Genomic DNA, 24950 nt, shown 5'->3' with positions numbered 1-24950 from the left:
AGACAGGAGTCAAACATGTTAAAGCAAATTACTCGCCGCTTGCTGGCCGTTGGTGTACTGCTTTCAAGTTTTCACGCATCCGCGGAAATCGTCGTAGGTGGCAAAAACTTTACAGAACAACAGCTTTTAACGGAGATCACGTCTCAATATTTAACCAAAAAAGGCTACGACGTTGATAAGCGTTCGGGCATGGGCAGTGCGGTTTTGCGTAAAGCGCAAGAAAACGGCCAGATTGATCTTTATTGGGAATACACGGGCACATCACTGATCATTTACAACAAAGTCAAAGACAAGCTCCCAGCAGAGCAAGTGTATCAACACGTTAAGGAACTCGATGCGAAGAAAGGCCTAGTTTGGCTTAACCCTTCAAAAGCGAACAACACCTACGCGCTCGCTATGCGCAGTGACGATGCGAAACAACGTGGCATCTCAACCTTGTCCGAGTTTGCCGAGCAAATGCGCCAAGACCCGCCAATGACCATTGCTTTGAATGCGGAATTCTATGCACGAAAAGATGGCTTCCGACCTTTACAGAAAACCTACAAATTCAAAGCTTCACGAGACCAAGTGAAACGCATGGATACTGGGTTAACTTATGATGCGCTAAAAGGGCAAGAAGTCGATGCTGCGCTCGTATTTGCAACAGATGGTCGTATCAAAGCATTTGGTTTTACCGTTTTAACGGATGACAAACAGTTTTTCCCTGATTACGCGATCACTCCTGTGGTTCGCCAAGAAACGCTAGATGCGAACCCAGACCTTGCCGAGCAAATGAACGCGCTTTCTGCGGCGATCGATGGCGATACGATGTCGACTTTGAATCAACAAGTTGATGTGGAGCGACGTTCGATCTCAGAAGTCGCAAGCCAGTTCCTATCTGAGCATAACTTGGGGTAATACCATGACTATCCTGCAAGTCAGTGTGGCCCAAATCAACGCCCAGTTAGGCGATGTGAATGCCAATCTGAATATTCATCAGGATTACATAAAGCAAGCTGCGGCCTTGGGGTCGCAGCTATTGCTGTTTCCTGAACTCTCCTTGACCGGATACCAGCTCCAATCTTCTGTGCGTGAAGTCGCCATGAAGCGTGATGATGCTCGGCTTAAAGAGCTTGCGCAACTTGCACCGCACATGTCCGTGATTGTCGGCTTTGTTGAACAGGCCGCTCCGGGAGAATACTACAACGCGATGGCTTGGTTGCTCGGTGGTACGGTGGTTGCTGTGCATCGCAAAGTCAATTTACCAACCTATGGTGGGCTTGAAGAGGGTAAGTGGTTTCATTCGGGAGAGACTACTACCAGCGTTTCTCTTGACGAAAATTGGCGAGGCTCGGTTTTAATTTGTGCCGATTTATGGAATCCACCTTTGGTTCATTGTGCGCTACTCGATAAGCCTGACATCTTGCTCGCGCCGATCAATTCGGCCAGCAGTATTGTCAGTAAAGACTTTTCCAATGAAGACAACTGGTTAGTTAACGTTAAATTCTATGCGGTGCTCTACGGAACCCCAGTTTTGATGGCCAATCGTTACGGGCCAGAGGGCGAAGCGTGGTTTTGGGGGGGAAGCTGTATTTTGTCTGCAACGGGTGAGCTATTGGCGCAGGCAGAAGACGGTGAAACCTTGATAACTGCGACTTTGTCATTGGACGATGCTGATAAAGCCAGGTTCGAGCTGCCTACCGTGCGAGACAGCAATACACCATTAATCACAACGCTATTGTCGAAGGCAAAACGCTAAAACTGGAGCAGTAGATGATGCAATCTATTCATCGATTTATTCACGAATTAACCTTTGAACAGCTTCCTACTGACGTTATTGAACAAGCGAAATATTGCGTCTTGGATCTGTTGGGTGTCGCCGCAGCAGGTAAAGCGACGCAACTGCAAAATATGGTAGCTAAACTCGCACAGAAGCAGTTTGCCGGTGATACGCCGATGCTGTTTTCTGATCACACGGCCAGTGGTTGTGGGGCGACTCTATATGGCGGCATGTTGATTGACAGCATGGACGCGCACGACGGCCAAGTCCTGACGAAAGGCCATGTTGGCGTCGCTGTTTTGCCGGGGCTGCTCGCCAGTATGCATGGGTCAGCGATCACGGGAGAAGAGTTATTAACGTCCCTCATCATTGGCTACGAAATTGCAACTCGCGCCGGAATCGCGCTGCATCAAACCGCTTGTGATTATCATACTTCTGGTGCTTGGAATGCGTTGGGCGTCGCTGCGGTGTCTGCAAGAAGAAAAAACTTAACGGATGCACAAACAGAGCATGCGCTCGGCATTGCTGAGTTTTATGGTCCACGCAGCCAAATGATGCGTTGTATTGAACATCCCACCATGCTCAAAGACGGCTCTGGCTGGGGAGCGATGGCGGGCTTTGCCAGTGCAGAGCTAGCAGAAGAGGGCTTTACTGGCGCGCCAGCCGTGACTCTGCTGGACCAACAAACTCACGCTCTGTGGGCAGATTTAGGGCAGCGCTGGTATATCCTGAAGCAATACTTTAAACCGTATCCGGTTTGTCGTTGGGCTCAACCCGCTGTTGAAGCGGTGAGAGCGCTGCAACAAGAAAATAAACTAGAACCTGATGAGATTGAACTTATCGAAGTTCATAGCTTTCATCAGGCGGTGTGCCTGCATACCAAGCGCCCAGAGACAACCGAGCAGGCTCAGTACAGTTTGCCATTTTCAGTCGCGAGTGCGGTCATGGATAATACGGTCACGGTAGAAGCCGTCACCAAAGGACTGAAAGAGCCTTCTCGCTTGGCACTTACGGAGCGGATGAAGTTAATTGAAGAGTCCGCTTACAATGATAAGTTTCCAGCCGAACGTTGGGCGCATGTCGTGGTGACGCTGAAAAATGGCGACAAACTGACTTCGCCTCCCTGTATTGCGCGAGGTAATCCTGAAAATCCTCTCAGTCGAGACGAGATGCGAGGTAAGTTTCGCATTTTGGCAGAGAAAGAATTGTCCGCTTCACGCGTGTCAGCGATAGAAGAGGGATGTTTGCAACTTGATAAAGCCAGTAAAGAGCAGATACTTGCTTGGCTATCACTGCTTTACCAAGGCACGTTGTCCGATAAGCCGTCTGACACATCACGATGAGATCGAAGAGATCGAACTCCTTTCTCTTACTCAATCTTAAGCTAAACGTCGCTCTTCACGCGGCGTTTTTTCATAGCGTTTTTTGTAGCAGCGCGCAAAATACGATGTAGAACTGAACCCACAAGCGGTGCTGATTTGAGTGATGGACAGCATGGTTTGCAACAACAAATGTTGAGCGCGTTCTAAGCGCAATTGAAGGTAGTAATTGCCTGGTTTGTCTTGCAAGTATTGCAAAAATAACCTTTCCATCTGCCTGACCGATAACCCTACTTGCTCGCCAATTTCATAGCACTTTAGTGGCTCTTCCATGTTGGCTTCCATGATTTCTACCGCGTCGAGCAGGCGCGGGTGGCGGATGTTGTGCTTACGGATTAACGACATCCGCTGTTTATCATGCGCGGGGCGAATCGCAGGGTGAATGCATTGCTCTGCCACTTGATTCGCCAAGTCACTCCCATGTTGGTTTGTAATTAAATGAAGCATCATATCCAAACCGGCTAAGCCGCCCGAACAAGTTGGTGTGCGTGGGTCGAATTCGTACAACTCACTGGTCACGTTAATGTTTGGAAATTCCTCTGCCAGGCTGTTGGCGGACTCCCAATGCACGGTACACGTTTTGTTTTTTAACAGGCCAGCTTTTGCTAACAATACGCTGCCTGTCGAAGTCGAGCCCACGGCGATGCCTTGACGAAGCGCTTGCTTTAACCACTGATTCACCGAGCCACTCGCAGCAGCAACATGGGCGCCAATACCTGCCACAACCAGCAGCAAGTCTAAATGAGCAATGTTGTTGACTGACTGTGTTGGCGAGAATGAAACGCCATTACTGGCCGACACTTCTTTATCTTCGAATCCATAAATATCCCACTGATACAAATCGCAACCAGCGAGGCGGTTGGCCATTCGAAGAGGTTCGATAACCGCCGAAAAAGAGAGCATCGAAAAATCAGGAATAAGGAAAAAACCAATGCGATACGTGTGTGTCGTTTTCATTCTCTGTGGTCACCAAGTGGGCAGTTCATCTATGTCGTATTTCTGGATAAGAATGTCGTAATTGTTAAATTATTGCTATCAAAATTCGAACATGATGTGACTTAAGACAAGGACTTCTTTGTCGAGCATACACATTCATTTGGACGAGATAATTATGATTGAACAAAAAGCCCCAGTAATTAGTGATGGTCTACGCCTTGATGGCGCTTTCTTTACTGACGAGAACGTTAACAACCCAGACTTACCGATCGTTATTGTCTGCTCAGGCTTTACTGGGCAAAAAAATATTCACCCAGAGCGTTACGCGAGAGCCTTAACTGCGAAGGGCTTTACAGTATTCGGATTTGACTACCGTGGCTTTGGTGAATCTGAGGGTATTCGTGAGCGAGTTATCCTAGATGAACAAGTACGTGACATCGCGAACGCGGTTGCGGTTGTGAAACAGCGCGCTGACGAGGAAGGCCGCAAAGTCGTACTGGCTGGCTGGGGCATGGCCGGTGGATTAATTCTTGATGCTTACCGAGTTTGTCAAGATGCGATTGATGGCCTTATCTCCATGAACGGCTTTTATGATGCGGTACGTGTTCAGGTTGCTCAACGTGGCGAGCACGGTTGGAAAGCGTTCCGTCAATTTATGTTAGAAGAGCGTACACGTCTTGCTCTTGGTGGAGAAAAGCAGGGGATTGATCCATTTGAAATCTACCCGCTTGACCCAGTAAGCCGCGAATATGTATTCACTGAACTGGTCAAAGCACCGGGCTACGGCGTGACATCTGATCTGGATTTTGCGGATTCTCTCATCAATTTCAAACCGGAAGCCCTACTGGACGAGCGATTTGCAGATGCGCCAATCTTGATTGCGCACGGTGCAGAAAACGATCTTCACCCAGTGACCGAAGCAAAGTCGCTGTACGCGAAATACCCTGGGCCGAAATCTCTATTCTTACTGCCTGAAGGTGGTCACACCGAGTGGATGTTGGACGACGATCCTAAGTTTATTCAGTTCTCTGGCGTGATCGCGAACTGGTTGAGTGAGAACTTCAGTTAAGTCTTCAAGAGGTGCTTTCGTTGATGGCACCTCTACCTTTCTGACAGGATGATTTTCGATGAGCATAATTCCATTTTGTGAAGCGGCGGACCCATTTGTAAATAAACCAACAATCGCGATTCCTGAAGGCGCGGTTGATTGTCATGCCCACGTTTTTTCTTCACGTTATCCGTACTGTGAAACGCGAACCTACACGCCACCCGATGCCAGCGTCGGCGCGTACCTGCATTTGCACCAGCAATTAGGCATCCGTTATGGCGTGCTGGTTCAGCCGAGTGTGTATGGCAATGACAACCAGTTGCATCTTGATACATTACGGTATTTACGCCAGCAAGGTTACGACTACAAAGGCGTCGCGGTCGTGGATGCGGATGTGTCCGAGCAAACGCTGGATGAGCTACAAGAAGCCGGATTTTGTGGGGTGCGGATGAACCTGCTGTTTAAAGGTGGTATTGAGTGGCGTGATGTTGAGCGTTTAGCGGCTCGCCTTGCAGAGCGACACTGGCACCTTCAATGCTTAATTGATGTTTCGCAGTTTGATGACTTATATCACCGATTAAGGGCTTTACCCGTGCCCGTAGTGATTGATCATCTTGGACATATGCCAACAAACAAGCTGATTTCTCATCCTGGTTTTCAAACCTTATTGAAGCTTAAGGCCGAAGGGAAAGTGTGGACAAAACTGTCGGCTCCGTATCGTTTGTCGCCTCAATCGCCGCCTTATGATGACGTTTCTCCATTTGCTCAAGCTTTGTTAGAAGCGAATGAAGAGCAATGTGTCTGGGGTTCGGATTGGCCTCACCCATGTTTTGCTGCTGAGATGCCAAATGATGGCCAGTTGTTAGATACTTTGTGGCACTGGACGCAAGATACGACACTGTTTAGCAAGATTCTGGTCGATAACCCCAAGCGCCTCTACCGCTTTTAACTCCACATTCATGTTATGAACCTAAAAAGACAACCGTAAGGCACTGATTCAAATTATGCTTCCTGCACTTCCGCTACAGGTTTCTTCTGATCCTGTGGTTATCAAGTTCTTTAACACCCTTAAACAGCTTGGTTTCAAGGGGGATACTGATGCTCGCTATACCACTCGATTGAGTATGGCGACTGACAACAGCGTCTACCAGCAACTTCCGTTGTCGGTCGTCTTTCCTGCCAACCATCATGATGTGGTAATACTTGGCAAGGTCAGTGCTCGTGATGAATTTAAACACCTGACCTTTTCGCCCAGAGGAGGCGGAACGGGCACTAACGGACAATCATTGAACTCGGGGATCGTGGTTGATCTGTCTCGCTATATGAATCGAGTGTTAGAGATCAACGAGCAGGAAGGTTGGGTGAGAGTGGAAACTGGGATAGTCAAAGATCAACTCAACGACATCGTTCGCCCTTATGGTTATTTCTTCTCGCCAGATCTGTCGACCAGCAACCGCGCGACATTAGGTGGGATGATTAATACCGATGCATCAGGCCAAGGCTCTTTGCAATATGGTAAAACCTCGGATCATGTGTTGGAGCTCAAAGCCGTATTGGCAGATGGCTCGGTGCTCGATACCGAAGCAATTCAACAAAACAAACGGTTAAACTGTGATGTAGTATCGCGAGCGTTAAAAATTACGGAGGAAGTTTGTCGAGACAAGCGTCAACAGATTCTGGATAAGTTTCCTCCTCTGAATCGCTTTCTTACTGGTTATGACCTAAAAAATGCCATCAACGACAAGAGTGAAGAGTTTGACGTCACGAGAATATTATGTGGCTCTGAAGGTACGTTAGCTTTTATTACTGAAGCCAAGCTCAATCTTACGCGAATACCTACTACGCGACGGTTAGTGAACGTTAAATACGATAGTTTTGATTCTGCATTGCGAAATGCTCCCTTGATGGTCGAAGCAGAGGCGCTATCGGTTGAGACAGTCGATGCAAAAGTACTCAACCTTGCAAGAGAAGACATTGTCTGGCACTCGGTAAAACACGCGATCTCAGATGTGCAGGGCAAAGAGATGCAAGGAATTAACTTTGTCGAGTTCGCAGGCAGTCACAGCGATGATATTGAGGATAAAGTTGAACGCTTACTTTCAATTCTCGATAAAGAAATGGCTCATCGACGCAGTGGTATCATCGGTTATCAAGTCTGTCGCGACCCCAAAGACATCCAAGCTATTTATGGAATGCGCAAGAAAGCGGTTGGGCTGCTTGGCGCGGCTAAAGGTCAGGCAAAGCCGATTGCATTCGCGGAAGATACCTGTGTGCCGCCCGAAAACTTGGCGGACTTTATCGCGGAATTTCGTACGTTACTAGACAGCAATAACCTGCATTATGGCATGTTTGGGCATGTGGATGCTGGCGTTCTTCACGTGCGTCCTGCGCTCGATATGTGTGACCCTGAGCAAGAAGCGTTGATGCATCAACTGTCCGATGATGTGGTCGATCTGGTGGCAAAATACAATGGCTTAATGTGGGGGGAGCACGGTAAAGGATATCGCTCAGAATATGGACCTGCCTTCTTTGGTGATGAGCTCTTTATTGAATTAAGGCGCATTAAAGCGGCGTTTGACCCAGACAATAAAATGAATCCGGGGAAGATTTGCACACCACTGAATAGCGACGCTGAAATGGCTAAAGTCACAGCGACCAAGCGTGGCTACTATGATCGTCAGATCCCCGTAGAAGTCCGAGAGTCGCTTAAGCCCGTACTGTCTTGCAATGGCAATGGGCTGTGTTTTAATTACGATGCTGATAGCCCAATGTGTCCATCATTTAAAGTGACAGTCGATCGTCGCCACTCTCCGAAAGGGAGGGCGGGGATAATGCGTGAATGGCTGCGTCGCCTTAATGACAGTGACTTCGATTTGCTCGCCAACGAACAGCAACTTCTCAATCAAACGTTATCGGTTAAGCTTTTGGCTCAGAAGCTGAGTCAACTGATATCTCGCCCCGCATCTGATGATTTATCGCATGAAGTTTATGAGGTGATGAACGGTTGTCTAGCGTGCAAAGCGTGTGCGAGTCAGTGTCCTGTGAAAGTTGATGTGCCTGATTTTAGAGCACGTTTTTTACACCTCTATCACTCTCGTTATCGCAGACCTCTGCGCGACTATCTGGTGTCGAATATTGAGCAACTGCTGCCGATTATGGCAAAAGCTCCCAAGCTGGTTAATCGAATCGCATCTAGTAGGCCTGTTACGCAAGTATTAGAGACATCCATCGGTTTTATTGATTCGCCAGTGCTATCGATCCCTACGTTGCAAAGTCGATGTCAGGCACTTGGCGTGAGCCCGTTTGACTTTGCGTATCTAGAATCGCTTTCCCCAGAAGTGAAGCAAAATTACGTCTTGATTGTTCAAGATCCATTTACCAGCTTTTATGAAGCCGAGTTGGTTGCGGATTTTATTCAGTTATTGCAGCGGTTAGGGAAACACCCTGTTGTTCTGCCTTTCAAACCTAATGGGAAAGCTCAACATGTAAAAGGTTTCCTTAAGAAATTCGCCAGAAATGCACAAAACACTTCGGATTTTCTCAACCAAGTTGCTGAACTTGAAATTCCTATGATCGGTGTCGATGCGGCCTTAGTTCTTTGTTATCGTGATGAGTACCATCAGGCTCTAAAAGAGAAGCGAGGCGAATTTACCGTCTATACGGTTCATGAATGGCTGGTGAATGGACTGAATGAATGGTCACCAGTATGTGCATTAAATGAAGAACCGTGGTATTTGATGGCGCATTGCACAGAAAAGACCAAAATACCGGAGACTGAGAAATCTTGGCAGTCTATTTTTCAGCACTTTGGCTTAAATCTGCAAGTCATACCTACGGGATGTTGTGGCATGGCTGGGACATTCGGACATGAAGTGGATAAGAAAAGTACGTCTGAAGCTATATATCAGCTTAGTTGGAAACCGAATATAAAGAACCTGCCCACTGAGCGTGTGTTAGCCACGGGGTACTCCTGCCGCAGTCAAGTTAAGCGTTTTGAAGGGGAGGTAGTTCGACACCCGGTACAGGTTTTAGCCAGTTTGCTTGCTGTATAGAATGCTAAAGTAATTTAGTATGCGAAAAGGCTTGCCTTAAGACTTTGCCTGCATTTAATGTATCTAGCAGCAGAACTTCAATCTGCGTGACAACAATACAGGAGAGGATCGGGCTTTCACTTCCGCTCGACAGAAACTCCTTTCAAATTTACACAATAGCGCAGTAAAACTCTCTTGCTGCGCTATTGTGTGTTCCATATTTTGTGAGTACTTATGTTTAACTCAGAACGCAAAGCGACGGTTATTCTGGTTGCGACGACGATGATCGCTGCACTTGGCTGGATATTCTCTAAGGAAACAATACAGGGTTTACCACCTTTTGGCTTTATTGGGGCGCGATTTACTATCGCTTCGCTCTGCTTACTGCCTCTATGTTACCGACCTTTGCTGAAAGCAAACTTAAAAGATGTGCTTTCTGCTGGTGGTGTCGGGCTCCTGTTAGGCAGTGCCGTTATGACATGGATTTACGCTATTTCTATCAGTGATACTCTTGGGGAAGGCGCATTTATCATGAGCCTTTCCATGCTGTTTGTGCCGATTGTTGCATGGGTTATGTTTCGTCAACGACCACAACGAATTTTCTGGCTTTCTTTGCCTATCGCTGTATTAGGTCTTGCTTGTCTTTCTTTAGTTGGTGGCTGGAAACAATCGGCCAGTCAATTGTGGTTTCTTGGTGCAGCACTGGTTTTGGCGCTTCATTTTAATGTGAACAGCAAATACTCTCAAAAACTACCTGTGCTGCTGCTTACTTGCGTGCAACTTTTTTCAGCAGGTTGCTTAGGTTTGTTGGTTTCATTTTTTATGGAATCTTTCCCGGCAGAGGTTGACTCCTCTATTTGGTGGTGGTTTGCGTTGAGTACCTTATTAGCGACGAGCTTGCGTTACGTAATGCAAACCATGGGGCAAAAATTTGTTCAGGCAGGTAACGCTGCTCTAATTATGATATTAGAACCAGTTTGGACGGTTATTCTGAGCGTGCTGTGGTATGGCGAGGTGCTAACGGCAAATAAACTAGTAGGTTGTGTGCTTATCTTATTTTCTCTAATTATTTATCGTACTGGCGGGCGGTTTCGCTTCCCTACTCGAAAGTAGAGCAAGTTAACTTGGGTTGGGAGAATTTGAGGTGCCGGATGGCCTTCTACGAAAGTGATAATACGCGGTTACGCAATGCTAATGACACTTTTGATGTAGGCTGCCGACCCAGCTCTTCGCTGATCATCCAGCCAGCTTTAGCCAGTAGCTCTAAGTCGATCCCCGTTTCTATTCCTAACCCTTGGCATAAATATAGTACATCCTCCGTTGCGACATTTCCTGATGCGCCATGAGCGTATGGGCATCCACCCAGCCCAGCTACACTGCTGTCGATGGTATTGATGCCCATATTCAATGCTTGATGAATATTGGCGAGTGCTTGTCCCCATGTATCGTGGAAATGGACAGCAAGCTGGGGAAGAGGTGCAACCAACATGACGGCTTCTAGCATAGCAGCGATACGGTTTGGCGTGCCTGTACCGATTGTGTCGCCTAGAGACACCTCATAACACCCTAAATCGATGAGTGATTTGACCACGCTCGCCACCTGTTTAGGGGCTGTCGGGCCATCGTAAGGGCAGTCGGCAACGCAGGATAGATAGCCACGAACAGGGATGCCGTGTTTGGTGGCTAATCGCATTACAGGTTCGAAGCGAGTTAGGCTTTCTGCAATCGAGCAATTGATATTGTGTTGGCAGAATCCTTCTGAGGATGAAGTGAAAATTGCGACCTGATTGGCGTCAGCCTCCAACGCTTGTTCTAAGCCTTTTAGGTTTGGAGTCAGGGCAGAGTAGGTAACATGATTTCGCCGTGTTATTGCTTTCATGACCTCTATTGAGTCCGCCATTTGTGGCACCCATTTGGGTGAGACAAAAGAGCCCGCCTCAATATGCGTTAACCCAGTATCAGAGAGTAAGTTGATCAGCCGGATTTTAGTTTGGGTCGCAACAGGAGATTCATTTTGCAACCCATCTCTAGGACCTACTTCGACAATCTTTACTTTGGAAGGTAGCATTACTTGTCCTGTGACTTGGTGACCCAAATTGGGCTACGTTTTTCAAGAAACGCTTGCAGCCCATCTTGACCTTGGGGTGATACTCTAATGTCCGCAATGAGCTTGCTAGTATAGTGAATCAGTTGTTGATCGATGGGGTTTTGATGACATTGATGGCAGAGCGTTTTTGCTTTACGCATCGCATCTGGGCTATTCAGTAGCAACGTCTTGATTACGCTACCGACCGCACTTTCAAGCTGTTTGGCTTCTTTCACTTCGTGCACAATACCAAACCGTTCGGCATCTTCGGCTGAAATGACTTCACCACTCAAGATATAGCGTCTAGCTTGTCTATTCCCCATCGCGCGCATGACGTAAGGCGCAATGGTTGCTGGAACTAAACCAAGCCTAACTTCACTTAAGCAAAAGTTGGCACTTTGGCTTGCGATGGCGATATCACTACAACAAATCAACCCTAAAGCACCACCATAAGCGGAACCTTGAACAACTGCGATGGTGGGTTGAGGGAACGAATCTAATGTTTCCATGAGTCTTGCCAAGTTTTGGGCATCAACGAAGTTATCTTGCCTCGTGCTGTCGGCCATCGACTGCATCCAATTCAAATCGGCCCCGGATGAAAAATGCTTACCGTTACTTCTTAATACCAAGCACCGCACATCCGTTCGTAAAGCGAGATAATCTAGGCGGTGGATCAGCAAGTCGATCGTACAAGCGTCAAAAGCATTGTGTTTGGCTGTTCTGTTTAGGGTAATGGTCGCTACGCCATTATCATCGACATGCCAAAGAACATCATCTTGCCTTTGGGCGTTGGGAACAATGCTTGGTTGCATTTCCTGCATGCTTACTTCCTTAATTCATCTTTGGATATTTACATTCTGAAGACGCCAAACTCGCTATCAGGAATGGGGGCGTTTAATGCTGCCATTAACGCTTGACTCAACACCTGACGCGTTTTTTTAGGGTCAATAATTCCGTCATCCCATAGCCGAGCACTCGCAAAATAGGGATGTCCTTGTGTTTCATACAAGTCTATGATCGATTCTCTAAAAATGTGCTCTTCTTGCTCTGACCACGCTTCCCCCTGACGTTCCTTCGCGTCTTTTCGAACTTGTGTTAAAACGCCTGCTGCTTGTTCTCCGCCCATCACAGAAATACGCGCGTTCGGCCACATCCACATCATGGTTGGATCATACGCTCGGCCGCACATGCCGTAATTACCAGCGCCGTACGATCCACCGATGATCACGGTAAACTTCGGCACGTCAGCACAAGCGACGGCCATCACTAGCTTGGCGCCATGTTTTGCGATGCCTTCTTCTTCAACCTTTTTTCCGACCATAAAGCCGGTAATGTTTTGGAGAAAGAGAAGCGGTGTTTTCCGTTTGGCGCACAGCTCAATAAAGTGCGCGCCTTTTTGTGCCGATTCAGAAAACAAGATACCGTTGTTTGCCACAATACCAATCAAGTGTCCTTGAATACGAGCGAAGCCACACACTAGCGTTCTGCCGTACAAGGCTTTGAATTCGTCGAAATCAGAATCATCGACGATGCGGGCAATAATTTCTCGAACGTCGAATGACAGTCTTAAGTTTGCATTCACGATTCCGTAGATTTCTTCTGCGTCGTAGCGGGGAGGAAGTACGGTGTTTTCTGGCTTAACAGGTCTTGTTCTATTGGCATTGGCAATGGCTTCTCTCGCAAGCATTAGGGCATGTTCATCATTTTCAGCGTAATAATCTGCGACACCAGATTTTCGACAATGCACGTCTGCACCGCCGAGCTCTTCACCCGTCACGACTTCGCCAGTGGCCGCTTTCACCAAAGGTGGTCCCGCCAAAAAAATGGTGCCTTGCTCTTTAACCATAATGGAGACATCCGCCATGGCAGGAACGTACGCGCCCCCAGCAGTGCAAAGCCCCATCACAACAGCAACTTGGGGGATGCCTTTCGCCGACATTCTCGCTTGGTTAAAGAAAATGCGACCAAAGTGTTCTTTATCGGGGAAGACGTCGGACTGATGAGGGAGATTTGCGCCACCGGAGTCCACCAAGTACACGCAGGGGAGTTGGCAACGTTGGGCTATCTCTTGCGCTCTAAGGTGTTTTTTTACCGTGAGTGGGTAGTAGGTTCCGCCTTTTACCGAAGCATCGTTGGAGATGACCATGCATTGAATTCCCTCTATGATACCAATGCCGGCGATAACGCCAGCACAGGGGATCGCTTCGTCATACACTTGCCAGGCGGCAAACTGGCTGATTTCGAGAAAGTCAGTGTTGTCATCAAGCAAGCGCGCGATGCGTTCTCGTGCGGGGAGTTTTCCTTTTTGCCTCTGGTGCTGAATGGCTTTTTCACCGCCGCCCTGTTTGATGGTCTCGATGTGTTGATTAAGTTGAGTGACCAACGTTTCCATCGCAGCTTTATTGGAAAGAAATAACTCGTCAGTTGGCTTAGTTTTACTTTTGATAATGGCCATAATGACTTCCTTGTCGTATGTTCCGTTAGCGAGATTCTTCGAACAGCTCTCGGCCTATTAACATGCGGCGAATCTCAGAGGTACCCGCGCCGATTTCATAAAGCTTTGCATCACGTAGCAAACGACCAGCAGGGTATTCATTGATGTAGCCATTCCCACCGAGCAGTTGTATTGCATCGAGTGCCATTTGTGTGGCGAGTTCTGCACTGTACAAAATCGCGCCAGCGGCGTCTTTGCGTGTTGCGTTACCTCGATCACAAGCCGCTGCGACGGTATATACATAAGCTTTTGCTGCACTCATTCGAGAGTACATATCGGCGATCTTGCCCTGAACTAACTGAAACTCGCCAATGGGTTTTCCAAACTGCTCTCGTTCATGTACGTACGGGACCACGATGTCCATGCAAGCTTGCATTATCCCGAGTGGTCCGGCAGCGAGGACGACGCGCTCGTAATCCAGCCCACTCATTAACACCTCGACGCCTTGATTCAACTCGCCAAGAATATTCTCTTTTGGCACTACGCAATGGTTAAATACAAGTTCGCAAGTATTCGAGCCTCTCATGCCTAGCTTGTCCAGCTTTTGAGCATGAGTGAAACCTGCGAAGTTACGTTCAATAATGAATGCGGTAATGCCACGTGAACCTGCGCTGACATCCGTTTTAGCGTAAAGCACCACTACGTCAGCATCGGGCCCGTTTGTTATCCACATTTTGTTGCCATTCAGTACAAAATGGTCGCCCTTGTTCTCCGCTTTCAGTTGCATGCTTATCACGTCTGAACCTGCATTGGGCTCACTCATCGCTAGGGCGCCAACGTGCGTACCATCAATGAGTTTTGGAAGGTATTTTTCACGTTGAGAAGGCGTGCCGTTACGAAAGATTTGGTTGACGCACAGGTTAGTATGAGCGCCGTAGCTTAAAGCGACAGACGCAGAGGCACGGCTGATTTCTTCCATGGCAACAACATGAGCGAGGTATCCCATGCCTGCACCACCAAGCTCTTCATCGACGGTCACACCAAGCAACCCCATTTCTCCCAACAAAGGCCATAAATGATTCGGGAACTGGTTATCGCGGTCTATCTCAGCGGCGATGGGCGCAATATGTTCCGTAGCAAAGGCATTAACGTGTTCTCGGAGCATATCGATGGTATCACCAAGTCCGAAATTGAGTGGGGTATAGGTGCTTTTCATAACGTCTCCCGGTATCAGAGGTAAGGTGGAAAAGCCGGTAGCGGTGTTGCTAATTGAGTATAGCGTTTATGTCTGCTTGCTTTTGAGTGTTTGAATACAACGCTCCTTAGCGGCATTCAACTCTGCCATAACGACGCTGATGTCGTTGAGTTGTTGCTGTAGGACGGCTTGTTTCTCTTCAATGATATTGAGCATTTTCAACAACTGTCCTTCGGTTTGTTGCATGTCGTAGAGCTCGAAAAGTTCACGAATTTCTGCCAACGAAAAACCGAGTCGTTTCCCTCTTAAAATCAGTTTGAGGCGAATTCTATCCCTGCGTTGATAAACGCGCATATTGCCTTTTCGCTCTGGTTCAATCAGACCCACGTCTTCATAAAACCGGATACTGCGAGTAGTAATATCAAACTCCTTGGCGAGGTCACTGATCTTGTATTTTTCCATAACATACTTACCTCGAATAAAAATCCAGTTTCTGGAAATCGAACCTTTAATGGGAAGGTCGAACATCAACTTTGAAATATAAACGCCTGCTTGGTGTGTTTTTTCATCTCATTGTAAAGGCTAGTGCTATGCTTACGTAAACGTCAAGAAATCGCGGAATGAAAGTTTGCTAGTGAAAAAGGCGATAAAGGCTGGTGCGGCGCTTGGTGAGTAATTCTATGTAGGGTGTCATCAGTCTGCCAAGTGTTCACATATACCTTAAGGGAATGCGAATCATGGGAAAAGACATCTGGATTGTCAGCGCGAAAAGAACGCCAATTGGGCGCTTTCAAGGCAAGTTGCAAACTTACTCTGCTCCTCAATTAGGCGCACTGGCGATCAAGGCGGCAATGCACGAAGTGAATGTGACTTCGGTGGATGAAGTGTTCATGGGATGTGTGCTTCCAGCAGGGTGTGGACAAGCTCCTGCGAGGCAAGCATCTATGGGGGCAGATCTTCCTTTGGGTGTAGGGTGCACCACCATTAACAAAGTGTGTGGCTCTGGCATGAAGAGCGTCATGTTAGCGCACGATCTCATTAAAGCTGGAACGATTCGCTCTGCCATTGCTGGTGGTATGGAAAGTATGACCAATGCGCCGTATTTGCTGAGGGAGGCGAGAAAGGGAATGCGTATGGGGCACCAGTCTGCGTATGACCACATGTTTCTCGATGGGCTACAAGATGCTTACGAAGGGCACTTAATGGGTGTTTATGCTCAGCAAGTCGCTGACAGGCTTAAGTTCACCAGAGAGCAAATGGATGAATGGGCCGTGATGTCGGCAAAACGTGCGTTGGAAGCTCAAGAGCGAGGCTTGTTTGCCGATGAACTTTCGCCGGTTTCACTCAATACCAAGTCAGAACAAGCGGTGCTGGACTACGATGAGCACCCACGCTCGATTGACCTTGGTAAAATTCCTCAACTCAAACCTGCATTCGATGAAAAAGGTACGGTGACCGCTGCTAATTCGAGTGCCATTTCAGATGGCGCGGCGGCTCTTGTGCTTATGGATGAAGACACTGCGCGTCATCAGGGGCTTAAACCACTTGCGATCATCAAGGCGCACTCTACACATGCCAGAAAACCTGCAGAATTTACTTTGGCACCCGTCTACGCAATTGAGCAACTGCTGTTCCAGCTAGATTGGTCAATTTATGAAGTGGACCTGTGGGAAATCAATGAAGCCTTTGCCGTTGTGACACAAATAGCGGTGGCGGAACTTGGACTAGATACGAGCAAAGTAAATATTAAAGGTGGAGCTTGTGCGCTTGGGCATCCGATAGGGGCTAGTGGCGCACGAATTCTGGTGACATTGATTCACAGTTTGCGTCAGCTACAAGCGCTAGGCACCAATGGTGATCTCGAAGCCAAAAAAGTGATGCGGGGTGTTGCGTCACTTTGTATCGGTGGTGGAGAAGCCACGGCGATAGGCATTGAAATACCGCTTTAATTGAAATTAGAAAGGAGTAAATGATGACTCGTTTGGTTCCCTTGTTTATTGGTGGCGAGTTTCGTGAATCTCAAACATCGGATTGGGTTGAGGTAACCAATCCCGCCACTAATGATGTCATTGCGTACGTTCCATGTTCCACAGAGCACGAGATGGAAGCCGCCATTGATAATGCGAAAGAGACATTCCAATCTTGGAAGGAAGTGGCAATATCCGAGCGTGCCCGAGTTATGCTGCGTTATCAGCACTTGCTCAAAGAGCATCATGATGAGCTTGCCACACTGCTTTCTCATGAAACGGGTAAGATTTTAGCGGATGCCAAAGGCGATGTGTGGCGTGGTATCGAGGTGGTTGAGCAGGCTGCAAACATTGCCAGCAATATTATGGGAGAAACCGTCGAAAACGTTGCCACGGATATTGATAGTTACTCAATGATTCAGCCCCTAGGTGTGTGTTGCGGCATTACGCCGTTTAACTTTCCAGCCATGATTCCGTTGTGGATGTTCCCAATCGCTATCGCTGCGGGCAATACGTTTGTGCTCAAACCCTCCGAACAAGTGCCATTGACCTCTATTCGTTTAGCTGAACTATTTGAGCAAGCTGGCGCGCCGAAAGGAGTGTTGCAGGTCGTTCATGGCCGCAAAGAGCAAGTCGACTTTCTTCTGGCTCATCCTGATATTCGAGCGGTGTCATTTGTTGGCTCGGTTCCCGTTGCCCGTTATATCTACACTACAGGGACTAAACATTTTAAACGGGTTCAAGCTTTTGCTGGTGCAAAGAATCACATGGTGATCATGCCTGATGCAAACAAAGATCAAGTGGTGAATAACCTAATCGGAGCCTCCGTAGGGGCTGCGGGGCAGCGTTGTATGGCAATTTCTGTTGCGGTATTTGTCGGCGATTCAAAACAATGGATTGCAGACCTGAAACTGGCGATGGCGAAAGTACACCCAGGGCCTTGGGATGATGAACAGGCTGCTTATGGCCCACTGATCAGTGAGCAAGCCAAGCAACGCGTATTGGACCTAATCGAAGATGGCAAACAACAAGGCGCAGTGTGTGAACTCGATGGCAGTCAGTGTGAAGTGGACGGCTTTCCCGATGGAAACTGGATTGGCCCAACCTTGTTTAGCGGTGTAACAGCGAACATGTCGATTTACACGCAAGAGATATTTGGCCCTGTTTTAGTTTGTATGGAAGTCGAAACGTTGCAAGAGGCCATTGAGTTAGTGAATCGCAACCCTTACGGCAACGGAACTTCTATATTTACCGCTAATGGCGCTGCTGCGAGAAAATATCAGCATGACATTCAAGTCGGTCAAGTTGGGATTAATGTGCCAATTCCAGTCCCTTTACCATTTTTCTCCTTTACTGGTTGGAGAGGCAGTTTCTATGGTGATTTACATGCGTATGGTAAACAAGCGGTACGTTTTTATACCGAGACTAAAACGGTGACGGCACGTTGGTTTGATGACGATATTCCGACGGGGCCCAATCTGACCATCCAACTGCGCTGAGTGAATAAAAGGAGCTTTTATGGACTTTGAACTTAATGAAGATCAACGTGCATTTGCTGATACCGCTCAGCAATTTGCCGATGAGTGTTTAGCACCGATGGCGGCGGAGTGGGATGAAAAGCAGATCTTCCCCAAAGACGTATTGAGAGAGGCGGGGGAACTGGGGTTTCTCAGTCTCTACACTCCAGAAGCGCAAGGTGGCCTAGGGCTGAGTCGCTTGGATGCTTCAATTATCTTTGAACAACTGGCCATGGGATGTACGTCCACTACGGCGTTTATGACGATTCACAACATGGTCAGTTGGATGATAGCCAGTTTTGCTACCGATGAAGCCAAAACGCAGTTCTGTCCGAAATTAGTTACGGGGGAGTGGTTAGGCTCCTATTGCTTAACCGAGCCTAATGCGGGGTCGGATGCCGCTTCGTTGGCCACAACCGCGAGCAAAAAAGGTGATACTTACGTGCTGAATGGTGGCAAAACCTTTATCTCTGGCGCAGGAGAGACAGATGTTTTGGTCGTGATGGCGCGAACCGGAGATGAGGGTGCCAAAGGCGTGTCCGCATTTGTTGTTCCTGCTCACGCTGATGGTATCGGCTATGGGCGCAAAGAACCCAAAATGGGTTGGAACAGCCAACCAACACGAGCGGTTACTTTTGAAAATGTCGTTATTCCAGCTAGCCATTTACTGGGCGAAGAAGGGCAAGGTTTTGTCTTTGCGATGAAAGGGCTTGATGGAGGGCGTATAAATATTGCGACCTGTTCCGTCGGTACGGCTCAACAGGCCCTTAATCAGGCGGCACGGTACATTCAAGAGCGTAAGCAGTTCGGCAAGCCGCTTGCGCAGTTTCAAGCCTTACAATTCAAATTGGCAGACATGGCGACAGAGCTAGTGGCTGCGCGGCAGTTGGTGCGCTATGCCGCCAGTAAACTCGACCGAAATGACCCTGATGCTACGGCTTATTGCGCGATGGCAAAACGGTTCGCAACCGATGTAGGTTTTCAGGTTTGCGACCACGCGCTGCAGCTTTATGGTGGCTATGGTTACATCAAAGAGTATCCAATGGAGCGTCATTTCAGAGATGTGCGTGTGCATCAAATTCTGGAGGGAACGAACGAAATTATGCGTTTGATCATCGCACGTCGTTTGCTCTCTGAGGAGTCGGCTTTGCTTTAGCGAAGTATTGGATTTGCTCATTGAGAAAGGATTCAGATATGCCATTAACCCAAGAAGCCATTCAACATACGATCACTAATCACGTTGCAGTGGTGACGATGAACAACCCGCCAGCCAATACGTGGACAGCAGAGAGCCTCAAGGTACTGAAGTCGCTGATACTCACACTTAACAATGATAAGCAGGTCTACGCACTGGTTTTAACCGGCAGTGGAGAAAAATTTTTCTCTGCTGGTGCAGATCTCAAGCTATTTTCTGACGGTGACAAAGCGGTTGCGTTAGACATGGCGCGATGCTTTGGTGAAGCCTTTGAAACGCTCTCGGAATTCCGTGGTGTTTCCATTGCCGCCATTAATGGTTACGCCATGGGTGGAGGTTTAGAAGTGGCATTAGCTTGTGATATTCGAGTAGTTGAAGAGCAAGCGGTACTTGCTTTACCTGAAGCCAAAGTCGGACTTTTGCCCTGCGCTGGCGGTACCCAAAACCTCCCAGCGTTAGTAGGGGAAGGCTGGGCAAAGCGTATCATTTTATGTGGAGAGCAAGTCAGCGCTGACAAAGCAAAAGAACTAGGCCTAGTTGAGGAGCTGGTTCCCAAAGGTGAAGCTTTAAGTAAAGCGATGGAGCTTGCTGAATCTGTTGCGAACCAGTCACCATCTTCTGTCGCCGCATGTAAGGCGCTCATTCAAAATATGCGCTCTGCGCCACTTAAGCACGGCTTCATGAAAGAGCGAGAGTTGTTTCTGAATCTCTTTGATACGGAAGATCAAGTTGAGGGTGTTCGCGCCTTTTTAGAAAAACGCCCACCGCAATGGAAAAACCGATAGGAGGCCACATGGCAGGGATGGTAACCATTAGTGAAATAGAGTGCTTAGATGGCGTGCACCGCATTGGTATCGCAACGTTAGAAAACACCGCTTCATTGAATGCATTGACGTATGACATGTTGGTCCAACTCAACGATCAGCTTATCAAGTGGCAAGATGATCCACATATGGCTTGTGTGGTACTGACTGGCGCTGGAGAAAAAGCATTCTGTGCTGGTGGTGATGTTCGAGCTATGTATCACGTCATGCATAACGAGAGTAAAGAAAAAATCGTAGAGTTCTGTACGAACTATTTCTCGTTGGAGTATGAGTGTGACTATCTCATCCACACTTACAACAAACCCATTATCGGTTGGGGAGAAGGTATTGTCATGGGCGGTGGGATGGGGCTTTTTATGGGAACCAGCCATAAAGTTGTGACAACAACATCACGCCTTGCTATGCCAGAAATCAATATCGGACTGTATCCTGATGTGGGAGGTACGTGGTTTTTAAGCCAGATAGATCCGCAGGTGGGTTTATTCCTCGGATTGACAGGTTCCATGGTGAACTCAAGTGACGCTGTCACTATTGGTTTGGCCGATTGGTTACTGTTGGAAGAGCAGTATCCCACCTTACTGGATGAGCTAAAGCGGCTCCAGTGGGGCAAAGAAGACGCGAAAGAGTTGGTAACTGCACTACTACAGTTAATGGAAGAACAAGTTATTGATAGCAAACCAACCACGCAAATTTGTCCATACTTAGATCAGATAGAGGAAGCGTGCAAAGGCTTTGATCTTAATGCGATAGCACAGCGAATCATGACTATCGAAGGGAATAGCCAGTGGATAGAAAACGCGAAACAAACGTTCGCATCGGGCAGTCCGATCACCGCGCATATTTGCTTTAGACAAGTGAAAGAGTACCACAGCTTACCGCTTGCAGATTGCTTCCGTTTAGAGTTGAGTTTGTCGGTTCGCAGTGCCTTATTAGGTGAATTTAAAGAGGGCGTCCGTTCTCGGCTCATTGACCGGGATGGCGAGCCGAGCTGGATATTTAACAGTGTCAGTGAAGTCGATGAAGATGTTATCGATACTTTGTTTACCTCGCTTTGGTCGGATAATGAGCATCCGCTTGCTAATTTGGGTGAACAAACACTAGGTCAATAAGGAGAATGATCATGAGTACCATCGCATTTATCGGTTTAGGAAGAATGGGGCATCCTATGGCGCAAAACTTACTCGCGTCTGGATTTAACGTGCAAGTATTCGATGTCGATAGCGAAGCCGCAAAGCAACTAGTACCTTTTGGTGCGGTGGTGGCGAGCTCTATTGAGGAAGTCGTGGATGGTGCTAGCACAGTCATCACGATGCTACCAGCAGGGTCTCACGTTCGTTCCGTGTATCTTGGTGACTTACATGGTGGCGTAGGTGTCCTCAATCTTGTCTCGCCAAGTACCTTGATGATTGATTGTTCAACCATTGATCCGGACTCTGCGCGATTAGTCGCCAATGAAGCGGCAAATAAACGCGTGTTGTTTGTCGACGCACCCGTTTCGGGGGGCGTTGCTGGCGCTAAAGCGGCGACATTAACCTTTATTGTTGGTGGTTCGGATCAAGCGTTTTCTAAAGCCAATGCGATTTTGCAGTATATGGGAAAAAATGTTTTCCATGCTGGCAAAGCAGGTGATGGTCAAATGGCGAAAATCTGTAACAACCTTATGCTCGGCATTTTAATGTCTGGTACGTGCGAGGCATTAAACCTAGGTATCGATCATGGACTCGATCCAAAAGTGCTATCAAACATCATGCTGCAAAGCTCTGGCCGAAATTGGGCATTGGAGCTTTACAATCCTTGCCCAGGCGTGATGGACAGTGCGCCAGCCAGTCACGATTACCAACCGGGCTTTATGAGCAAACTCATGCTAAAAGATCTCGGCTTGGGGTTAGATGCGGCGTTACAAACACATTCTTCGGTTCCGATGGGGTCGTTAGCGCGCAACTTATATTCTTTCCACAACGCGAGCGGCCACGGCGAGCTCGATTTCTCAAGCTTATTTGAGTTATACAAGAGTAAGAAAGGCTAGACCGAGTTTTGTGACAAACCACCCCGAGATGGTGACGTAAAATGCGCATCATTTCGGCCAACTTAGACTGGTTGAGGTATAGAACATTACGAGCTATGGAGTGCACCAATATGGACATAAAAAGTAGTGTTATTGCCATTACAGGAGCAGGGCAGGGGCTTGGGCAAATGATGGCCATTACCCTTGCTCAAGCTGGCGCTGATTTAGCGTTATTGGATGTAAACGCCAGTGGCTTAATGGAAACACAAGAGCAGTGTCGAATGCTGAGTGCGAAAGCGTTGACATATCAAGTGGATGTCACCAACGAAATCGATGTTGAAACCACGTTTGAAGCGATTATCCAAGATTTTGGTCAACTCAATGGGTTAGTCAATAACGCTGGCGTGTTAAGAGATGGGTTACTTGTAAAAGCAAAAGATGGCGTGATCAGTAAGATGTCTTTAGATCAATTCAATTTGGTCATGAACGTTAACGTGACAGGAACATTTTTGTGTGGGCGTGAAGCTGCCGTCAAGATGATTGAGAGTGGCTCCCAAGGCGTTATCATCAATATTTCTAGTGTTGCGAGAGCAGGGAATATCGGACAAACCAATTATTCTGCGTCAAAAGCGGCGGTCGCGACCATGGCGACAACATGGGCCCGTGAGCTCGCAAGATACGGTATTCGCGCGGCGGCGGTTGCACCAGGTGTAGTTCATACCGCGATGGCAGAGCAAATGAAACCAGAAGCCATAGAGCGATTAGAAAAGATGATCCCAGTTGGCAGGATGGGCGAAACAAGCGAAATCGCGCATGCAGTAAAATACATTATTGAGAGTGATTACTTTACTGGCAGGGTTTTAGAAGTGGATGGCGGTATTCGTATGTAAGTGACCACTTAAATAAGGCTCTGATAGACCTGAATAATAAGTTTCTTTCCATTTCAACATTTTCTATGTTGTGGAGTGCTAATTCTGCGCAACCCAAATGTATTTACAACTTATGTTTGGATTTACCTTGAGAATGATTTCTCGCAATCCAATAAAGAGATGTAAATACCACTCAAATATTAAGTGAAATCATTAATTTGATGCTGATCACACTTTTGGTTTTTTAGTTTCCGCTTCTCATTAAGGCTATCTGCGTAAATGAAGTTGATAGTCAGTCTCATCAATTTTAAGTTTCAACTATTTGTTTTTAAATAATTAATTGTTGAAGCACGAGAAATTCGTGTTGAGGTTAATATTCGATTTAAAGTGTGTAACTTCCATTAATGGAAGGTTAGTTTCCAGTTGTGGCTAATGAGCTTTAACTTTTTACTCCTCATAATGCGCCAAATGTAACATAGTGTTTCAAAGTGTAACAATAAACTCACACTAAGAGTGTGGTTTTGATCTCCACTCAATTCCGTTTTGTTTCGCTCTGAGCCCGACGTTACTCATGCTCAACACATAAACATTCTAATGACTATAACAACTGGTTCTTGGCTTGATACCAATCGTATCGTAGCAAATAACGGTTCATTCTAGCTGGTTAAATGCTTGATGACGAAGTTGAAAAATTGTAAGTAGAATAACTACTTATCGAAGTTTTTTCTTGTTCTCATACATTACCTCTGCGCTATTTGTGAGCTTTTATTTACTTTGATTGGCATCTGCTTTGAAACCAGACAACCATCGAGAAAGTTAATGGAAGCCTCAAGATATAAACGCATCTTGTCGAGGGGAAGTTTGGCGTCCGTCATACTTATGCTCTCAGGATGTAATTCAGCTTTACTTGACCCCAAAGGTGCCATTGGTGTGCAAGAAAAAGAGTTAATTATTACTGCTCTTTTGCTGATGTTGATCGTTGTAATCCCTGTGATTTTAATGACGATTTACTTCGCTTACCGATACCGCGCCTCTAACACTGAAGAAGAGTACGCACCCGAGTGGTCACACTCGACCAAAATCGAAGTGGTGGTATGGACAATTCCAATCATCATCATTGCGATTCTTGCGACGATCACATGGCGTTCAACTCATGAACTAGAGCCATCCAAACCTTTGGAAAGTGATGTTAAACCAATGACCATCGAAGTGGTGTCACTCGATTGGAAATGGTTGTTCATATATCCAGAAGAAAACATTGCGACGGTGAACTATGTGGCGTTCCCGAAAGACGTGCCAGTGCAGTTCAAACTGACTTCGGACAACATCATGAACGCGTTTTTCATCCCTCGCTTAGGTACACAGATCTACGCGATGCCAGGAATGGTAACCAAGCTCAACCTGATAGCGAACCACGAAGGTGACTACAAGGGTTTTGCATCGAACTACAGCGGCGAAGGCTTTTCGCAAATGAAGTTCACAGCTTCAGCAATGTCTGATCGTGCTGCGTTCCTAAATTGGGTGCAGAAAGTGAAGGCGAGCCCTGATCGTATTGAAGATTGGGAGCAATACAGCTCACTGGCAGCGCCAAGTATCGCAGAGCCAGTCACTTTGTTCTCTAGCGTTCCTCCGTTCTTGTTCACCGACGTTGTGACTCAGCATCCTGGTTCAATGAACTGTTTGCCTGAAAACCAAGGATAATCGT

21 protein-coding genes are annotated in these 24950 nt (G+C 47.3%); 15 read left to right on the top strand and 6 right to left on the bottom strand.

Annotation, left to right across the window (positions count from 1 at the left end; all coding sequences use genetic code 11):
* The first annotated feature begins 15 nt into the window (after positions 1 to 15).
* Genes R7070_RS15480 through R7070_RS15470 form a run of 3 tightly spaced genes read left to right on the top strand, consistent with a single transcriptional unit; the run spans position 16 to position 3102 of the window.
* Positions 16 to 897: a glycine betaine ABC transporter substrate-binding protein gene (locus R7070_RS15480; protein WP_213885537.1), complete on the top strand. Its 882-nt coding sequence runs from the start codon at positions 16 to 18 to the stop codon at positions 895 to 897.
* Positions 898 to 901: 4 nt separating this feature from the next.
* The gene (locus tag R7070_RS15475) at positions 902 to 1738 is read left to right on the top strand and encodes a nitrilase-related carbon-nitrogen hydrolase (RefSeq protein ID WP_213915513.1); all 837 of its coding nucleotides are present in this window, start codon (positions 902 to 904) and stop codon (positions 1736 to 1738) included.
* Positions 1739 to 1752: 14 nt separating this feature from the next.
* Positions 1753 to 3102, top strand: coding sequence for an MmgE/PrpD family protein (locus tag R7070_RS15470; RefSeq protein WP_213915512.1), 1350 nt, complete (start codon positions 1753 to 1755; stop codon positions 3100 to 3102).
* Between the two features lie 36 nt (positions 3103 to 3138).
* Here R7070_RS15470 and R7070_RS15465 read toward each other — a convergent pair whose 3' ends face one another.
* Positions 3139 to 4095: a GlxA family transcriptional regulator gene (locus tag R7070_RS15465; RefSeq protein ID WP_005375751.1), complete on the bottom strand. Its 957-nt coding sequence runs from the start codon at positions 4093 to 4095 to the stop codon at positions 3139 to 3141.
* A 154-nt stretch (positions 4096 to 4249) separates the two neighbouring features.
* Here R7070_RS15465 and R7070_RS15460 point away from each other — a divergent pair, with 154 nt between their 5' ends.
* The 4 genes from R7070_RS15460 (at position 4250) to R7070_RS15445 (ending at position 10266) form a co-directional block, all read left to right on the top strand.
* Positions 4250 to 5143: an alpha/beta hydrolase gene (locus tag R7070_RS15460; RefSeq protein WP_005375755.1), complete on the top strand. Its 894-nt coding sequence runs from the start codon at positions 4250 to 4252 to the stop codon at positions 5141 to 5143.
* 58 nt (positions 5144 to 5201) lie between these two features.
* Positions 5202 to 6071 (top strand): amidohydrolase family protein, encoded by an 870-nt coding sequence (locus tag R7070_RS15455; protein WP_213961480.1) that lies wholly within the window; start codon positions 5202 to 5204, stop codon positions 6069 to 6071.
* A gap of 55 nt (positions 6072 to 6126) precedes the next feature.
* Positions 6127 to 9174, top strand: coding sequence for an FAD-binding and (Fe-S)-binding domain-containing protein (locus R7070_RS15450; RefSeq protein ID WP_318141241.1), 3048 nt, complete (start codon positions 6127 to 6129; stop codon positions 9172 to 9174).
* Between the two features lie 213 nt (positions 9175 to 9387).
* The gene (locus R7070_RS15445; protein ID WP_005375761.1) at positions 9388 to 10266 is read left to right on the top strand and encodes a DMT family transporter; all 879 of its coding nucleotides are present in this window, start codon (positions 9388 to 9390) and stop codon (positions 10264 to 10266) included.
* A 46-nt stretch (positions 10267 to 10312) separates the two neighbouring features.
* Here the strand turns inward: R7070_RS15445 and R7070_RS15440 are convergent, their stop codons facing one another.
* The 5 genes from R7070_RS15440 to R7070_RS15420 form a co-directional block, all read right to left on the bottom strand.
* On the bottom strand, positions 10313 to 11221 hold the full coding sequence (locus R7070_RS15440; RefSeq protein ID WP_054574355.1) for a hydroxymethylglutaryl-CoA lyase: 909 nt from the start codon (positions 11219 to 11221) through the stop codon (positions 10313 to 10315).
* Positions 11221 to 12060 (bottom strand): enoyl-CoA hydratase-related protein, encoded by an 840-nt coding sequence (locus R7070_RS15435; protein ID WP_318141240.1) that lies wholly within the window; start codon positions 12058 to 12060, stop codon positions 11221 to 11223. Before R7070_RS15435 ends, R7070_RS15440 begins: the two co-directional genes overlap by 1 nt.
* A 29-nt stretch (positions 12061 to 12089) precedes the next feature.
* Positions 12090 to 13694, bottom strand: coding sequence for a carboxyl transferase domain-containing protein (locus tag R7070_RS15430; protein WP_064369189.1), 1605 nt, complete (start codon positions 13692 to 13694; stop codon positions 12090 to 12092).
* Between the two features lie 25 nt (positions 13695 to 13719).
* The gene (locus R7070_RS15425; RefSeq protein WP_256900010.1) at positions 13720 to 14889 is read right to left on the bottom strand and encodes an isovaleryl-CoA dehydrogenase; all 1170 of its coding nucleotides are present in this window, start codon (positions 14887 to 14889) and stop codon (positions 13720 to 13722) included.
* Between the two features lie 66 nt (positions 14890 to 14955).
* Complete coding sequence (locus tag R7070_RS15420; protein ID WP_017821195.1) at positions 14956 to 15330, bottom strand: MerR family transcriptional regulator; 375 nt, start codon at positions 15328 to 15330, stop codon at positions 14956 to 14958.
* 275 nt (positions 15331 to 15605) lie between these two features.
* On the opposite strand from R7070_RS15420, the gene R7070_RS15415 reads away from it, so the two are divergent.
* The 8 genes from R7070_RS15415 to cyoA all read left to right on the top strand — a co-directional run bounded on the left by R7070_RS15415 (position 15606) and on the right by cyoA (position 24946).
* Positions 15606 to 16817 carry a thiolase family protein gene (locus R7070_RS15415; RefSeq protein WP_005375769.1) on the top strand — a complete coding sequence of 404 codons (1212 nt, stop codon included), beginning with the start codon at positions 15606 to 15608 and terminating at the stop codon, positions 16815 to 16817.
* 23 nt (positions 16818 to 16840) lie between these two features.
* Positions 16841 to 18334, top strand: a complete 1494-nt coding sequence (locus tag R7070_RS15410; RefSeq protein WP_064369191.1) for a CoA-acylating methylmalonate-semialdehyde dehydrogenase — start codon at positions 16841 to 16843, stop codon at positions 18332 to 18334.
* A gap of 19 nt (positions 18335 to 18353) precedes the next feature.
* Positions 18354 to 19508, top strand: coding sequence for an acyl-CoA dehydrogenase family protein (locus tag R7070_RS15405; protein ID WP_171344093.1), 1155 nt, complete (start codon positions 18354 to 18356; stop codon positions 19506 to 19508).
* 38 nt (positions 19509 to 19546) lie between these two features.
* On the top strand, positions 19547 to 20332 hold the full coding sequence (locus tag R7070_RS15400) for an enoyl-CoA hydratase (protein ID WP_256900011.1): 786 nt from the start codon (positions 19547 to 19549) through the stop codon (positions 20330 to 20332).
* An 8-nt stretch (positions 20333 to 20340) separates the two neighbouring features.
* A complete protein-coding gene (locus R7070_RS15395; protein WP_176311597.1) occupies positions 20341 to 21480 on the top strand; it encodes an enoyl-CoA hydratase/isomerase family protein in 1140 nt (379 codons plus the stop codon).
* Positions 21481 to 21491: 11 nt separating this feature from the next.
* Positions 21492 to 22397: a 3-hydroxyisobutyrate dehydrogenase gene (gene mmsB / locus R7070_RS15390; RefSeq protein ID WP_005375775.1), complete on the top strand. Its 906-nt coding sequence runs from the start codon at positions 21492 to 21494 to the stop codon at positions 22395 to 22397.
* 110 nt (positions 22398 to 22507) lie between these two features.
* A complete protein-coding gene (locus R7070_RS15385) occupies positions 22508 to 23266 on the top strand; it encodes an SDR family oxidoreductase (RefSeq protein WP_005375778.1) in 759 nt (252 codons plus the stop codon).
* A 798-nt stretch (positions 23267 to 24064) separates the two neighbouring features.
* A complete protein-coding gene (gene cyoA / locus R7070_RS15380) occupies positions 24065 to 24946 on the top strand; it encodes a ubiquinol oxidase subunit II (RefSeq protein ID WP_005388604.1) in 882 nt (293 codons plus the stop codon).
* Positions 24947 to 24950 lie beyond the last annotated feature (4 nt).

The sequence above is a fragment of the Vibrio sp. 1557 genome, from assembly GCF_033340175.1.
In the GTDB taxonomy this organism is placed as follows: Bacteria; Pseudomonadota; Gammaproteobacteria; order Enterobacterales; family Vibrionaceae; genus Vibrio; species Vibrio alginolyticus.
The sequence above is the reverse complement of the archived record's forward strand: the minus strand, read 5'-3'. Positions and strand labels throughout refer to the sequence as shown.